Genomic DNA, 15,272 nt, shown 5'->3' with positions numbered 1-15,272 from the left:
CTAAAATCTAAAATTTAAAATCTAACAAATGTCAAATAAAAATAAATCAAGTCGATTTAATAAAATAACCATCGGTTTAGCTTCACCCGAATCAATTCTTCAGGAATCAAGAGGGGAAGTTTTAAAGCCGGAAACTATTAACTACAGAACGCATAAGCCTGAAAGAGACGGTTTGTTCTGTGAAAAGATCTTTGGTCCGGTAAAGGATTACGAATGTGCTTGTGGTAAATACAAGAGAATTCGTTACAAAGGAATTGTGTGTGACCGTTGTGGAGTAGAAGTTACTGAGAAAAAAGTAAGAAGAGAGAGAATCGGGCACATTAACCTTGTCGTTCCAATTGCACACATCTGGTATTTCCGTTCATTGCCAAACAAGATCGGTTACCTTTTAGGAATTCCTTCTAAGAAATTAGACATGATCATCTACTACGAAAGATATGTAGTGATCCAGCAGGGTATTGCTAAAAAATTAGACGGTTCCGACTTTGATGCTATGGAATTCTTAACAGAAGAAGAATACCTTGACATCATGGAAACTCTTCCTGTGGAAAACCAGTATCTTGATGATTCCGATCCAAACAAATTCATCGCCAGAATGGGTGCTGAAGCTGTAGAAGATCTGTTAAAAAGAATCGATCTTGATGCATTGTCTTTCGATTTAAGACACAAAGCTCATAACGAAGGTTCAAAACAAAGAAGAACTGAGGCTTTAAAAAGATTGAACGTTGTAGAAGCATTGAGAGGTGCCAATACAAGAATGATCAACAAGCCTGAGTGGATGATCATGCGTGTACTTCCTGTTATCCCACCAGAACTGAGACCATTGGTTCCATTGGATGGAGGACGTTTCGCTACTTCTGACTTAAATGACCTTTACAGAAGAGTAATTATCAGAAATAACCGTTTGAAGAGATTATTGGAGATCAAAGCTCCTGAAGTAATCTTGAGAAACGAGAAGCGTATGCTTCAGGAATCAGTAGATTCATTATTCGATAATACAAGAAAATCTTCTGCTGTAAAATCTGAATCAAACAGACCATTGAAATCACTTTCAGATTCATTGAAAGGTAAGCAGGGTCGTTTCCGTCAGAACCTACTAGGAAAAAGGGTAGATTACTCTGCGCGTTCGGTAATTGTTGTAGGTCCAAACTTACAGCTTCACGAGTGCGGTATTCCTAAGGATATGGCAGCAGAGCTTTACAAACCGTTCATCATCAGAAAACTGATTGAGAGAGGAATTGTAAAAACAGTAAAATCTGCGAAGAGAATTATCGATAGAAAAGAACCAGTAGTTTATGATATCCTTGAAAACGTGATGAAAGGTCACCCGGTACTATTGAACAGGGCACCTACGCTTCACAGATTGGGTATTCAGGCTTTCCAGCCGAAGATGATCGAAGGTAAGGCTATCCAGCTACACCCATTGGTAACAACAGCATTCAACGCCGATTTCGATGGTGACCAGATGGCGGTACACTTACCGTTAGGACCAGAAGCGATTCTTGAAGCTCAGTTATTAATGTTAGGTTCTCAGAACATTTTGAACCCTGCAAACGGTTCTCCAATTACGGTACCATCTCAGGACATGGTTCTTGGTCTTTATTTCATGACTAAAGAATTAAGTTCTACAGAGGATATGAAAGTAAAAGGAGAAGGTCTTGCGTTCTATTCCCCTGAAGAAGCAGAGATTGCTTATGCAGAAGGAAAAGTTTCTCTAAATGCTAAGGTAAGATGTAAGTTACCGGTTAAGGAAGATGGAGAAATTGTAACAAGATTGATCGAAACTACTGTTGGTAGAATCTTATTTAACCAGATTGTACCTAAGCAGGTAGGATATATCAATGAACTTCTTACTAAGAAATCATTGAGAAACGTTATCGGTAAGATCCTTGCTGATACAGACTTCCCTACAACAGTGAAGTTTCTGGATGCAATGAAAGACTTAGGGTATTCAAACGCATTTAAAGGAGGTCTTTCCTTCTCATTGGGAGATATTGTAGTTCCTGTTGAGAAAAAACAGATGATTGCACAATCAATCGAAACTGTAGACGAAATTAGAGCCAACTATAACATGGGTCTTATTACCGATACAGAACGTTATAACCAGGTAATCGACGTTTGGACAAACACCAACGCTGGATTAACTGAAATGATCATGAGCAGAATGAAATCTGACCAAGGTGGATTCAACTCTGTATATATGATGCTTGATTCCGGAGCGAGGGGTTCTAAAGAACAGATCCGTCAGTTATCCGGAATGAGAGGTTTGATGGCAAAACCGCAGAAAGCCGGTTCTACCGGTGCGGAGATCATCGAAAACCCGATCCTTGCCAACTTTAAAGAAGGTCTTTCCATCCTTGAGTACTTTATCTCTACTCACGGTGCCCGTAAAGGTCTTGCGGATACCGCTCTTAAGACAGCGGATGCCGGTTACTTAACAAGAAGATTGGTAGACGTTGCTCAGGACGTTATCGTTACTGAAGATGATTGTGGTACGTTAAGAGGTACTGAAGTAACTGCACTTAAGAAAAATGACGAGATCGTTGAAAAAATCTCTGAAAGAATCTTAGGTAGAGTTTCTCTTCATAATATATATGATCCTGAAACAGACGAATTAATTGCTGAAGCAGATCAGGTAATCAATGAAGTATTGGCGAAGAGAATTGAAGAAGCAGGTTTAGAATCTGTAGAAGTTCGTTCTCCGCTTACTTGTGAAACTAAGAAAGGAATCTGTGCAAAATGTTACGGTAGAAACTTAGCAACAGGTAAGATGATCCATATGGGTGAGGCAGTAGGAGTTATTGCAGCACAGTCCATTGGAGAGCCGGGTACTCAGCTTACGTTGAGAACCTTCCACCAGGGGGGTACTGCAGGTAACGTTTCCGAAAACCCATCTATCGTTGCAAGAAGAGACGGTATCGTGGAAATGGACGATGTAAGAACCATTACCTCTGAAGATGAAAACGGTAACACAGCAGAAGTTGTGGTTTCCCGTTCAACGGAATTCAGATTGGTTGCGGATAACGAAACCAGAACACCATTGATGATTGCTAACGTACCTTACGGTTCTGAATTAGCAGTGAAGCCAGGTGATAAAGTGAAGAAAGGAGATGTAATCTGTAAGTGGGATCCGTATAACGCGGTAATCATTGCAGAAACTGCAGGTAAGGTTGAATATGAAGACATTATCCAGGGTATCTCATTCCAGCTTGAAATTGACGAACAGACAGGATTCGAAGAGAAAGTAATCTCTGAATCAAGAAATAAGAAAGCCGTACCTACCTTGAAAGTGGTAGATTCTAAAGGAGTTGAGCAAAAAGCTTACAACTTACCGGTAGGAGCCCACTTAATGGTAAACGATGGTGAAAAAATCAAGGCTGGTAAAGTCCTGATCAAGATCCCGAGAAAATCTGCAAAAGCAGGGGATATCACCGGAGGTCTTCCGAGAGTTACCGAATTATTCGAAGCAAGAAACCCTTCAAACCCAGCGGTTGTTACTGAAATCGACGGGGTAGTTTCTTACGGAAAAATCAAGAGAGGTAACCGAGAATTGATCGTAGAGGCAAAAACCGGTGAAAGAAAGATTTACCTTGTAAAACTTTCCAACCAGATTCTTGTTCAGGAGAATGACTTCGTAAGAGCTGGTTCTCCGCTTTCTGACGGTTCTATTACACCGGATGATATCCTAAGAATCAAAGGTCCAACTGCGGTTCAGGAATATCTTGTGAATGAAATTCAGGAAGTTTACCGTCTTCAGGGGGTAAAAATCGACGATAAGCACTTCGAAATCATCGTAAGACAGATGATGACCAAAGTATCTATCGTGGATGGAGGTGATACTCAGTTCCTTGAAGGTGCACTAGAACATAAGTTTGACTTCTTGGAAGAAAACAACAGAGTATTCGGTCTTAAAGTAGTAACAGATGCTGGCGATTCTAAAGAATTCAAGCCAGGTCAGATGATTACTGCAAGAGAATTAAGAGATGAGAACTCTAAGCTGAAGCGTGAAGACCAGGCTTTAGTTGAAGTAAGAGAAGCTTTACCTGCTACAGCAACGCCTGTACTTCAGGGTATTACAAGAGCGGCTCTTCAGACTAAATCATTCATGTCTGCAGCATCATTCCAGGAAACTACTAAAGTTCTAAACGAAGCAGCTGTTGCTGGTAAGATAGACTTCTTGAGTGGTCTTAAAGAAAATGTAATTGTAGGGCACAGAATCCCTGCAGGTACAGGTCTTAAAGAATACCAGAATGTAATTGTAGGTTCTAAAAAAGAATTTGAAGACCTTAACTAAAATTAATGATTTGAAATTTGAGGTTTGAATTTATTTTTATATTTTCACAATCTCAAATTTCGAATTTAAAAAACATAATTTATAACAATGGACAACAATCAAAATCCACAAGACGGAAACATCAACATCGAATTAAACGAAATGGTAGCTGCTGGAGTATATGCTAACTTAGCTTTAGTAAACCACTCTCCATCTGAATTCGTTGTAGATTTCATCCAATTAATGCCAGGTGTACAACAGGCTAAAGTAAGATCAAGAATCATTCTTGCTCCGCTTCACGCTAAGAGAGTACTTTCTGCTCTTCAACAGAATATCACTAACTACGAGCAGCAATTTGGAGAAATCAAAGAAGTTGAGCCTTTCGTATTAGGTGGAAACAACGTACAAGCTTAAGATTTTTTTCAAAATAAATCAGAATGCCTCAAATCAATTTGAGGCATTTTTTATTGCCCGGATTCAATATATCATGGGTAATCAAGCTGCTTTAAAAATTAATGGATTATTAAGTTTTTGTAGAAAGATTTAAAGAATAGAGAAATCAATACTCCAATTTTATATATTTGTTTGGTAAAATAGTAGATATGGTAAATAATCAATTCATTCTTGATAAATTTGGTTTTTTAGGGGAAGATTTTTTAAATGAACTGCATGCTAATGCAATTATTACTGAAATAAAATCAAAAACAGAGATTATCAGAGAAGGGCAGAAAAACAAATATGTTCCTTTTCTTGTTAAAGGCTCTATAAAAGTTTTTACCTTAAATGACGGCCGGGAACTTATCTATTATTACATAAGACCTAAAGACAGCTGTCTCATGACATTTTCTTCTATTTTTACAGACTACACAAGCAGGGTATATGCAGTTGCCGAGGAAGAATCGGAAGTGATCCTGATTCCTGTTTCCGTCATACATGAATGGCTGATCCGGTTCCCGGAAATTAACAGAGTGTTTTATCATGAATATGACAAGCGTTTTTCAGATGTCATGAATATGGTGAATGATGCCGTATTTCACAGACTTGATAAGCGGGTCCTGAACTATATTAAACAACAGATCGCTGTTACCGGAAACCATCCTTTAAAGATTACACACCGTGAAATAGCCAACAATCTGGGCACTTCCAGAGAAGTAGTAAGCAGAGTCTTAAAAAAGATTGAAAGTGATGGTGAAATTCTTCAGACCAAAGAAGGAATTAAAATTGCTGTAAATGAAAATGTTAGACCCGTCTAATATATGATGTTTTAATTATTTTGTCTTTATCATTGATAAAAACAATTTCTGTGGTGACTTTTATCACCTATTTTTGAATGCATAACTCGATAAGTTTGTCATATCATAATTTAATTCAAATTGTATATGACAAAAACTCTCTTATTTTTGTCGGTATTAGCCTCAGGTTTTGTCTCAGCACAAGAAGACCTGTTGAAAGATATTGACACCCTTAAAACAACTTCAGAAACTTCCCAGCCGGCCTTTAAAGCTTTACAGATTGTTACAGGTCAATCCACAAAACTCTCTGCCAAAAATGAATGGTATATTGTGGTTGCGCACCGCTTCGGAGACATCAGCACCGGGTTTAAAAACTTTTTCGGCCTTGATGATGCTTCTACCAAATTAGGGGTTATTTATGGCATTACCGACAATGTTTCAGTCAGCCTTTCCAGGGAAACCAATATGAAAACATTTGAAGGTGCCGTAAAGTATAAACTCGCAAAGCAGACTGAAAATTTTCCGGCAGATATTGTAGGCTATAATGTGATGGCCCTGAATACAGATCTGGATAAGGATAATTATCCCCACCTCAGATTCAGCGACAGGCTTTCTTATCTTACGCAGGCCTTGATCTCAAGAAGATTCAATGATAAATTCTCATTGCAGCTGTCGCCTTCCTATGTTCACAAAAACCTTTACGATCCTGCAATTGAAGATAAAAACCAGTTTCTGACCGGTTTGGGCGGGCGTTATAAAATTTCTAAAAGAATCTCTGTAAACGCAGAATATTTTGTGAATTTTGACAGTCACAGTTTCTACAAAAATCCACTCTCGCTGGGTATGGACATAGAAACAGGGGGACATGTTTTCCAGCTTTTGTTCACCAATTCCCAGATCAATTCAGACATAGGATATCTCACCAATGCGGTAGGAAAATGGGGAAAAGGCCAGATTTTCTTTGGGTTTAACCTTTACAGAGTTTTTTAAGATGAAAAAGATACTATACATACTATCATCCGCTGCCCTGCTTACTGCCTGTGACAGCAGAACCTATGAGGAAATTTCAGATCAGACCCCTATCACGGTAACTGTTAAATATAATTCCGAAGTAAAATCAATTGTTGACAATAACTGTATCGGGTGCCATTCTGCGGGAAGCTTTAAGCCCCTTACAACTTATACCGATGTAAAAAACAATATTGACGGTATTCTCGACAGGATACAGAGACCCAACGGAGACCCCGGAAAAATGCCTCAGGGCGGATCTTTATCCCAGACCCAGATTAACACCTTCATAAAATGGAAAGCCGACGGGCTTGCTGAAAATTAAAAATGTTTGATATGAGAAAATTAGTATTAATAAGCAGTATGCTGTTCTTTGCAGGCTTTGTTTCAGCCCAGAAATACAGTTCCAAAACAGGAAGCGTAACCTTTGAGGCATCCGTGCCCCTGTTCGAAGATGTTTACGCTAAAGATGATAATAACGTTGTGGTTCTGAATGCAGATAATGGTGAAATGGCATCAGTTTCTGCTGTGAAAAACTTCCATTTTAAAACCAAATTAATGGAAGAGCACTTCAACGAAAGCTATGCAGAAACAGCAAAATACCCTAAAGCAACATTCAAAGGTAAAGTTGTAAATTTTGATAAAACAAAGCTCACTGCCTCACCACAGAAATATACCGTTCAGGGAACCCTGAATTTTCACGGGGTAGATAAGGCCGTCTCTTCTTCAGCTACCATTTATGCTAAAGATGGGAAAATATATATGCAGGGAAGCTTTGTGGCAAGACCTGCCGATCACAAGGTAACAATCCCGAAAATGGTAACCAAAAAGATCGCTGAGAGCGTTAATGTGGAATACAATTATGTAATGACAAAACAATGAAAAACATCATCTTCATCGTAAGTCTTTTCCTGGGCTTTTCTCTAATGTCTGCCCAGGAAAAAGTGAAAACCATATTTGATATTGCCAGAAGCGGAACAGTAGCTGAAGTGAAAGAACTCATGAAAAAGGACCCCGATATCATCAACAAGCCTAATGAGAATGGGTTTTCCCCACTTATCCTGGCATGTTACAGAGGCAATGATCAGGTAGCTGATTTTTTGATGGATAAAGTGAAAGATATTAATTATGGCAGCGCTCAGGGCTCCGCACTTACTGCAGCTGTTTTTAAAGGTAACAAGCTTCTCACCCAAAAACTCCTGGCCAATGGAGCCGATCCCAATCTTGCAGATGCGAACGGAACGACTCCCTTGATCTATGCAGTTCAGCTCCAGGACAAAGATTTGGTAGAAAGCCTGCTGAAAAGCAAAGCCAATAAAGAATTAGCCGATAAAAAAGGCAAAACGGCATTCGAATATGCCATATTTTCTAAAAATAACGAAATCATTAACTTATTAAAAAATTAGGCATGAAAAAAGTACTATCTTCTTTACTATTAATCGTAGGATTTTTGGCCTTTTCGCAACAAAAATCCACAGGAGTTATGACATGTACGGTGGGTACAAGAACAGTAACAGGCAAAATTACCCTGAATAATACAACAAATAAAGTTCGGCTGGACCTTACGGGACCTTCGGACCGATGGTTCGGGTTTACATTCAGAAGCGCTGCCAATTCCGGTATGTCCGGGGCTCCCACAGATGCTTTGACATACAGTAACGAAGGCTTTGTTGACAGGCATCTGGGAGGAATCGGAGTGTATGATGCAGATACTCAGGACTGGACGGTAATTAATGCACCAACGATATCCGGATCCACAGTTTCAATGGCATATGAACGTAATATGACAACAGCAGACGGTGCCAATGATAACCAGTTTAATTATGCCACCGCAACCAGTATCAGCGCCAAATGTGTCATCACAGGTACAGCAGGTTTAACGATAGCGCCGCATGGAGGAGCTGCCAACACATCAGTTACCAGCGGATCTTTTGCCGTTTTGGGAACCAATGATGTAGAAGCAGTAAACAATAAAGTCGTTCTTTATCCAAATCCTGCCAAAGAAACCGTTACCATTAAAAATGCAGATAAAATAAAATCTGTAGACATTTATGAATCCGCAGGAAGAAAAATAAAATCTGTAAAGCCTGACGGAGAAACCATCAATGTAAGAGATCTGAAACCGGGAATTTATTATTTTGAGATCACTCTGAAAGATGGAAACCTGTCTTATGAAAAGCTGATTAAAGAATAATTAAATGTAAATATTATCTAAAATACCTCTGATATCCGGAGGTATTTTTTGTTTTCAAAATGGATGAAAAAACCTGAGATCAAACTTTTGATCTGTTTTAATATACTTTTAATCTTATAAACTTTTCCGGGAGAAATTTAGGCCGTAACTTTGCTAAAATTTCTATAATGAAGCGAGGACTGCATTTTTTATTGCTTATTTTTTCTTTAACACTCTTTGCCCAGAAAGCACCGGTGGATACCACCCAGATCGTTATTCCCAACCGGTATAACAGTGTTGATGCCCAGACCAAACCTTATGTGATCATGATCTCAACGGATGGCTTCCGCTATGATTATGCTAAAAAATACAACGCAGAAAATCTCTTAAAGCTTTCCAATGAAGGAGTTCAGGCCAAAGCAATGATTCCCTGCTACCCAAGTATAACATTTCCTAACCACTGGAGCCTGGCTACCGGTCTATACCCTTCACATCATGGCCTGATTGATAACTTTTTCTACGATTACAAAAGAAAAGAATTCTATGCCATGAGCGACAAAAAAAATGCTGAGGACGGAAGCTGGTATGGTGGAACTCCTTTGTGGGGATTGGCCGAAAAACAGGGAATGATCTCGGCTTCTATGATGTGGGTTGGCTCTGCCAGTGATGCCGGCGGAAAAAGACCTACTTACTATTATCCTTATCATGAAAAATTTACCCCTTCTGAAAAGGTTGATAAAGTGATCAACTGGCTGAAATTACCAATGGATAAAAGACCTCATTTTATTTCACTATACTTTCCTGAAGTGGACGGAAGCGGCCATCATTTCGGTCCCGAAGCTAAAGAAACAGAAGAAGCAGTTCATCTTATAGATAGGGCAATAGGCGATCTGGTTCAGAAAGTCAATAACCTGGGATTGAAAAATGTAAATTTCGTTTTTGTTTCTGACCATGGAATGATAAAAGTAGACGGCGGAACTCCTTTAGAAATTCCTTCCATCCTTTTTAATAAAGACAGATTTGATTTTTATAATTCCCAAACATTATTAAGGATAGTGGTGAAGAATCCTGATGAGGTACAATCAGTATACAAAGAACTAAAAGCAGGAAAAACAGACGATTACGAAGTATATTTGGATAAGAGACTTCCTAAATATCTGCATTTCGGAACTAAAGATGACCAGTACGGCAGAATAGGCCAGATCCTCCTTGTTCCAATGGCTCCAAAAATTTTTCTGGAAAAAGGAAAGAAAACATCAGTAGGAAAACATGGCTATAATCCAAGGCTGGTTCCCGAAATGAAGGCTACTTTCTTTGCCTGGGGGCCGCAGTTCAGAAATAATGTAGTAGTGGACGAATTTTCCAATGTCAATGTTTATCCTTTGGTAGCTGAAATCCTGGGATTGAAGATTGATCAGCCAATCGACGGGAAAATCAAAGTTTTAAAAGGGACTTTGAAGGAGAAAAAATAGTTTTATTTCAGGCTGTTTTATTTGAATAGCTTATTGAAGATAAATTTTCGGCGGACCAAAGGTCCGCCGAAAATTTTTTATAGAAATCCAAAATTAAAACTTGGAAGCAAATTCTTTGGCAAAATCCTCTAATTTAATTTCGCCGTCAACCGGAGATCCCTGCTCAATAAAATCCTTCTGAATGACACCGGTTTTCATTCCTCTGCCCATTTCAACATACAATTCTGCCATTTCCTGTGGAAGATCGGCCTGCACCATTCCGTCAAAAGACTGCTCATCTGTAAATTCCACCCACGGTAATTCCGGATTGCCGGTAGCGGTACCTAAAACTTTCGCAAAATCTGAAGGAGTACGTAAATCGCTTACCACATAACGGACATTTTTCCCCTCTGTATTTTTCACCAGTTCTTCAGCTGCTGCTTTGGCAATATCTGTAGGATGAGTCAATGGAATATTGATATTCTCAGGATAATTTCCTCCGATGATTCCTGCGTTTTTAATGAGTGGAATATCATTGAAAAAGTTAATATAAAAATAGCCTGCTCTCAAAAAAGTAACAGAGGTATTTTCCAGTTCATTATATATCTCTTCAATATGATGAAGTCCTTTAATCGGGCCATTTTCCACAGGAGAATCAGCACCTACGCTGCTTAGCATAACAACCTTTTTTACGTTGTTTTTTCTAATGGCTTCAGCATAGTTTTTTCCTGCTTCAGCGGTGTTTTCCACAATATTGGTTTCCCCCATAATTGGAGGAGTCATGGTAAATACGGCGTCGGCACCTTCAAATGCCTTTACTAAAAAATTAATATCCGTAATGGAACCGATAGCAGCTTTTGCTCCTAAAGATTCAATTTCTGCTTTCTTTGCTTCACTGCTGCTGACAACAGTAATATCGTGTCCTTCCGCAATGAGTTGCTTTGCTAATGGTTTTGCTGTATTCCCTAAAGAACCTGTTACAATAATTTTCATATAAAATGTTTGTTTATTTCTCTTACAAAGGTATATTTGTACTTACTTTTATACAAGTACTTACCCTAAAGTATGTATCATGACAGCAATTAAAGAAACCTCTACCATCCAGCAGAACAGAAAGAGCGTATTGGAACAGTGTCCCGTAATGTATGTAATGGAAAGAATAGGTGGTTTCTGGAAACCGATTATTCTGTTCAACCTTTCAACGGGAGAGAAAAGATACAGCGAGTTAAAAAGAGCGATTCCGGAAGTGACGGAAAAAATGCTGATCCAGCATCTTAAACAACTGGAAGCCGACGGACTGATTATCAGAACGGCAAAACCCGTAGTTCCTCCGCATGTTACCTATGAACTGAGTAAAGCAGGCCTCAAATTGGCTCCGGTAATCGATGCAATGGCAGACTGGGCTTTTCAGGATATGAAAAAATCCTATGAAGCATAAAAAAAGACTCTTCATAGAAGAGCCTTAATCTTGAAAAATGTTTATAAAGACTGCATGTCAATAACGAAGCGGTATTTCACATCACTCTTGATCATTCTTTCATAAGCCTGATTAATATCCTGCATCTTGATAAGCTCAATATCCGAAACAATATTATGTTTTCCACAGAAATCAAGTAGTTCCTGGGTTTCGGCAATACCTCCGATTAATGATCCTGCAACCGAACGACGCTGGAAAATCATAGGTCTTGTGCTTACTTCAGCATTCTGGAATTCCCCTACAAATCCTACAAGAACAAGAGTTCCGTTCAGACTAAGCGTCTGCATATAAGGATTGATTTCATGTTCGTAAGGAACCGTATCGATAATCAGGTCGAATTTCCCTTTTACAGTGTCCATTTGTGCATCATCCGTAGAAATAATCACGTGATCAGCTCCCAGTTGTTTGGCATCCTCGGTTTTTCCCGGAGTTCTTGAGAACAGGGTAACTTCCGCACCCAGTCCCTTTGCTAATTTGATAGCCATATGTCCCAGTCCACCCAAACCTACTACCGCAACTTTAGAGTTAGGACCAACATTCCAGTGTCTTAGTGGAGACCATGTGGTAATACCGGCGCAAAGAAGTGGAGCTACTGCTGCCAGGTCCAGATTTTCCGGTACGCTTAAAACAAAATGTTCATCTACAACTACTTTCTCGGAATATCCTCCAAAAGTATGACCTCCCAAATGTTTGTCTTTTCCGTTATATGTTCCTGTAAATCCGTTCAGGCAATACTGCTCAAGATCCTCTTTACAGCTGTCGCAATGTCCGCAGGAATCTACCATGCATCCTACTGCTGCAAGATCTCCCACCTTAAATTTGGTAACCTCACTTCCTACATTGGTAATTCTCCCCACAATTTCATGTCCCGGAACTACAGGATATAAAGATCCACCCCAGTCATTTCTGGCTGTATGGAGGTCAGAATGACATACCCCGCAATATAGAATTTCAATTTCTACATCTTTAGGTGTGGTTACTCTTCTTTCGATATTCATTTCTTTCAGATCCGCCGTAGCTGATTCAGCACCATAGGCTTTTACTGTTAATGTACTCATTGGTATATTTAATTTAAGTTAATAAAATTGAGTTGTCTATATTTCATGACAGTACAAAAATCGATACTTTTAAATAAATGCAGCTTATACAGATTACCGAAATACTTACCAATTTTACAGACATCATACAAGGTACGAAGGAAAATGGTAATTTTGAATAAGATTAAAATGAAATTCATGGAAGATCAGGAAGTTGAAATTTATAACAGTGTATCCGAGTACAATAAAATGGCCAGGCAGGAAACCCTGCATCCGTTGGTAAGTGTGATTGATTTTTCAAAATCCGATCCTGTTTGCCAGCATAAAAGGACGTTCGGTTTTTATACCGTTTTTTTGAAGGATGTGATGTGCGGGGATATGTTTTATGGAAAAAACAGTTACGATTATCAGGAAGGAACATTGGTTTTCATCGCACCTGGGCAAACGTATGGAATTTACAATAAAGGAAAATGGATTCAGCCGGCAGGCTATGCCTTAATTTTTCATCCGGATCTCATCAAAGGAACCAATTTAGGAAAGAACATAAAAGATTATTCATTTTTCTCTTATGATGTGCATGAAGCACTGCACCTTTCTGAAAAAGAGAGGGAGATCATTTTAGAGTGTTTTAAAAATATAAAGTTCGAGCTTGAGCAGTCTATCGATAAACATAGCAAGTCTTTGATTGTTAATAATATCGAATTATTTTTAAATTACTGTATGCGTTTCTACGACCGCCAGTTTATCACAAGAGATCATATTAACCAGGGAGTTATCGGTAAATTTGAGAATCTGGTGGATGATTATTTTAAATCTGACAATCCAAAAAATATAGGCTTTCCAATGGTCAATTATTTCGCAGAAAAACTGAACCTGTCCGCGAATTATTTCGGAGATCTGATCAAAAAAGAATTAGGCGTTTCCGCTCAGGAATTTATACACAACAAACTGATTGATATTGCCAAAGAGCAGATTCTTGATCCTGCGAAATCAATCAGTGAAATTTCTTATGATCTCGGTTTTAAATATCCTCAGCATTTTACCAGGCTATTCAAAACTAAAGTTGGCATTTCCCCGAGTGAATACAAAACTTTAAACTGATCATTTTGAAAGTATAACAGTACATTTTAATAAAGTGTTTGTGAAAATTAGCTTTAAAAATTAGAGCCATTTGTGTTTAACCTCATTTTTTAGCATTAAAACCCGGGGAAAAATTTTCTCATTTCAAAAAACTGAATTAATTTTAATAGATAGTTTTTTTCAAAGTTTCTAAATGACGGGCGAGCAGAGTACAACCCATATTTTTCAGACTTCTTTCGGGAAAGTTATAGCTTTAAAAAGTAACGGCATCATCAAGGCCGGAAGTATCCGATATGCCCGATCTGAAAGATTTCAGAAACCTGTGGCAGAGCAGCCGTCTCCTTCAGAAATCATTTTTCCGGATAAAACGCCTGTCTGTCCGCAGGCCATCAGTCCGCTGGTAGAAAAAATGATTGGTCCTACCCAGATTGAAAACTTTGATCCGGATGAATCGACCCAATATCTCTCCATCTTCCGTCCCGCCCATTTTACAGACCAGGGGAAGCTTCCTGTTGTGGTATGGATTCACGGGGGTTCCCATGAAATAGGATGTGGTGATCTTCCTACCTCTGATCCCAGTGAATGGGTAAAAGAACAGGAGATCATGGTCGTAACCGTTTCTTACAGACTCGGGCTTTTCGGCTTTTTGGGAGGTAATGATAGCAGACCGCCGAATTTAGGACTGTTTGATATGATAGAAGCTTTAAAATGGATCAAAACCTATATTTCGGAATTTGGCGGTGATCCTGAAAATATTACCTTGCTAGGGCAGTCGTCAGGAGGGGATGCTATTGCCCATCTTATGATTTCCGAAGGTGTTGAGGGCTTATTCCAAAGAGTGATCATTCAGAGTGCTCCGCTGGGATTACGTCATAAAAGACAGAAAATGTCCGCTGAATTTCTGAAGAAAACGGAAGTCTTGAAAGACGAAACCGATGTTTTAAAAATGATGGATGAATACGGAAAATTTGTACCGTCTGTTATCAGGTATGGTTTAAAAGCGGCTATGCCTTTTGGCGTACAGTATGGCTTTCCGCCCTTATGTAAAGAAGAGGAATCGGTAGATAAATGGAATGCCGCTGCTGAAAAATATGATGTCCTGATTGGTTTGAATAATGATGAAACTGCTTTTTACCTTAAAACTTCGGACGCCTTAAACAAATACTTTGGAAAAGGTTTAGGGTTGAAGATCATGGATAAAACCGTTGAAAAAACTACTGAGCTCATCTATGGAAACCCTGCAAAGATATTTGCAGAAAACTATTCAAAAGCAGGAGGGAATGTGTATTTATTCAGAATTCATTCCGGTTTGGAAAACAGCCATGTCGGGGCTCCGCATTGTATTGATCTTCCTCTGATTTTCGGAAATGAATCCGCCTGGAAATCCTCCGTGATGCTCAAAGATATTCCGTGGTCTTATATTCATGAAAACGGAAAAAAACTGAGAGCGCTTTGGGCGGAGTTTGCCAGAAGCGGATATATTTCTGATTATTCGGAAAGACCGGAAATTCTAAAAATCCGGAAAATAAGCTTTCAATAAT

At 39.0% G+C, this 15,272-nt stretch carries 14 protein-coding genes; 12 read left to right on the top strand and 2 right to left on the bottom strand.

Annotated features, from left to right (window positions below; translation table 11 throughout):
* Positions 1-28: 28 nt before the first annotated feature.
* From rpoC to BUB03_RS17860, 9 genes are all read left to right on the top strand, one after another.
* Positions 29-4,294 carry a DNA-directed RNA polymerase subunit beta' gene (gene rpoC / locus BUB03_RS17900; protein WP_040997399.1) on the top strand — a complete coding sequence of 1,422 codons (4,266 nt, stop codon included), beginning with the start codon at positions 29-31 and terminating at the stop codon, positions 4,292-4,294.
* An 87-nt stretch (positions 4,295-4,381) separates the two neighbouring features.
* Positions 4,382-4,687, top strand: a complete 306-nt coding sequence (locus BUB03_RS17895; RefSeq protein WP_034702050.1) for a DUF3467 domain-containing protein — start codon at positions 4,382-4,384, stop codon at positions 4,685-4,687.
* 188 nt (positions 4,688-4,875) lie between these two features.
* The gene (locus BUB03_RS17890; protein WP_040997395.1) at positions 4,876-5,526 is read left to right on the top strand and encodes a Crp/Fnr family transcriptional regulator; all 651 of its coding nucleotides are present in this window, start codon (positions 4,876-4,878) and stop codon (positions 5,524-5,526) included.
* 126 nt (positions 5,527-5,652) lie between these two features.
* Entirely contained in the window at positions 5,653-6,495 is an 843-nt protein-coding gene (locus tag BUB03_RS17885) for a DUF5777 family beta-barrel protein (RefSeq protein WP_073065736.1), read from the top strand.
* Position 6,496: 1 nt separating this feature from the next.
* Positions 6,497-6,838, top strand: coding sequence for a c-type cytochrome (locus BUB03_RS17880; RefSeq protein WP_073065734.1), 342 nt, complete (start codon positions 6,497-6,499; stop codon positions 6,836-6,838).
* Between the two features lie 11 nt (positions 6,839-6,849).
* Positions 6,850-7,395 (top strand): YceI family protein, encoded by a 546-nt coding sequence (locus tag BUB03_RS17875; RefSeq protein ID WP_073065784.1) that lies wholly within the window; start codon positions 6,850-6,852, stop codon positions 7,393-7,395.
* Entirely contained in the window at positions 7,392-7,919 is a 528-nt protein-coding gene (locus tag BUB03_RS17870; protein ID WP_073065731.1) for an ankyrin repeat domain-containing protein, read from the top strand. Before BUB03_RS17875 ends, BUB03_RS17870 begins: the two co-directional genes overlap by 4 nt.
* Before the next feature lie 2 nt (positions 7,920-7,921).
* Complete coding sequence (locus BUB03_RS17865; RefSeq protein ID WP_040997386.1) at positions 7,922-8,707, top strand: T9SS type A sorting domain-containing protein; 786 nt, start codon at positions 7,922-7,924, stop codon at positions 8,705-8,707.
* Positions 8,708-8,874: 167 nt separating this feature from the next.
* Positions 8,875-10,158 (top strand): alkaline phosphatase family protein, encoded by a 1,284-nt coding sequence (locus BUB03_RS17860; protein ID WP_073065729.1) that lies wholly within the window; start codon positions 8,875-8,877, stop codon positions 10,156-10,158.
* Positions 10,159-10,251: 93 nt separating this feature from the next.
* Here the strand turns inward: BUB03_RS17860 and BUB03_RS17855 are convergent, their stop codons facing one another.
* Positions 10,252-11,130 (bottom strand): NAD(P)H-binding protein, encoded by an 879-nt coding sequence (locus tag BUB03_RS17855; protein WP_073065726.1) that lies wholly within the window; start codon positions 11,128-11,130, stop codon positions 10,252-10,254.
* Between the two features lie 79 nt (positions 11,131-11,209).
* Between BUB03_RS17855 and BUB03_RS17850 the strand changes: the two genes are divergently transcribed.
* Positions 11,210-11,575: a winged helix-turn-helix transcriptional regulator gene (locus tag BUB03_RS17850; RefSeq protein WP_073065723.1), complete on the top strand. Its 366-nt coding sequence runs from the start codon at positions 11,210-11,212 to the stop codon at positions 11,573-11,575.
* Positions 11,576-11,616: 41 nt separating this feature from the next.
* On the opposite strand, the gene BUB03_RS17845 is transcribed toward BUB03_RS17850, so the two are convergent.
* Positions 11,617-12,672, bottom strand: coding sequence for an NAD(P)-dependent alcohol dehydrogenase (locus BUB03_RS17845; RefSeq protein ID WP_040997380.1), 1,056 nt, complete (start codon positions 12,670-12,672; stop codon positions 11,617-11,619).
* A 177-nt stretch (positions 12,673-12,849) separates the two neighbouring features.
* On the opposite strand from BUB03_RS17845, the gene BUB03_RS17840 reads away from it, so the two are divergent.
* Together BUB03_RS17840 and BUB03_RS17835 are read left to right on the top strand one after the other, a co-directional pair.
* Entirely contained in the window at positions 12,850-13,752 is a 903-nt protein-coding gene (locus BUB03_RS17840) for a helix-turn-helix domain-containing protein (protein WP_073065781.1), read from the top strand.
* 172 nt (positions 13,753-13,924) lie between these two features.
* On the top strand, positions 13,925-15,271 hold the full coding sequence (locus BUB03_RS17835; protein ID WP_073065721.1) for a carboxylesterase family protein: 1,347 nt from the start codon (positions 13,925-13,927) through the stop codon (positions 15,269-15,271).
* Position 15,272: the final 1 nt, after the last annotated feature.

It is taken from the genome of Chryseobacterium oranimense (assembly GCF_900129755.1).
In the GTDB taxonomy this organism is placed as follows: Bacteria; Bacteroidota; Bacteroidia; order Flavobacteriales; family Weeksellaceae; genus Chryseobacterium; species Chryseobacterium oranimense.
This window is presented reverse-complemented; position numbering and strand designations above follow the sequence as displayed.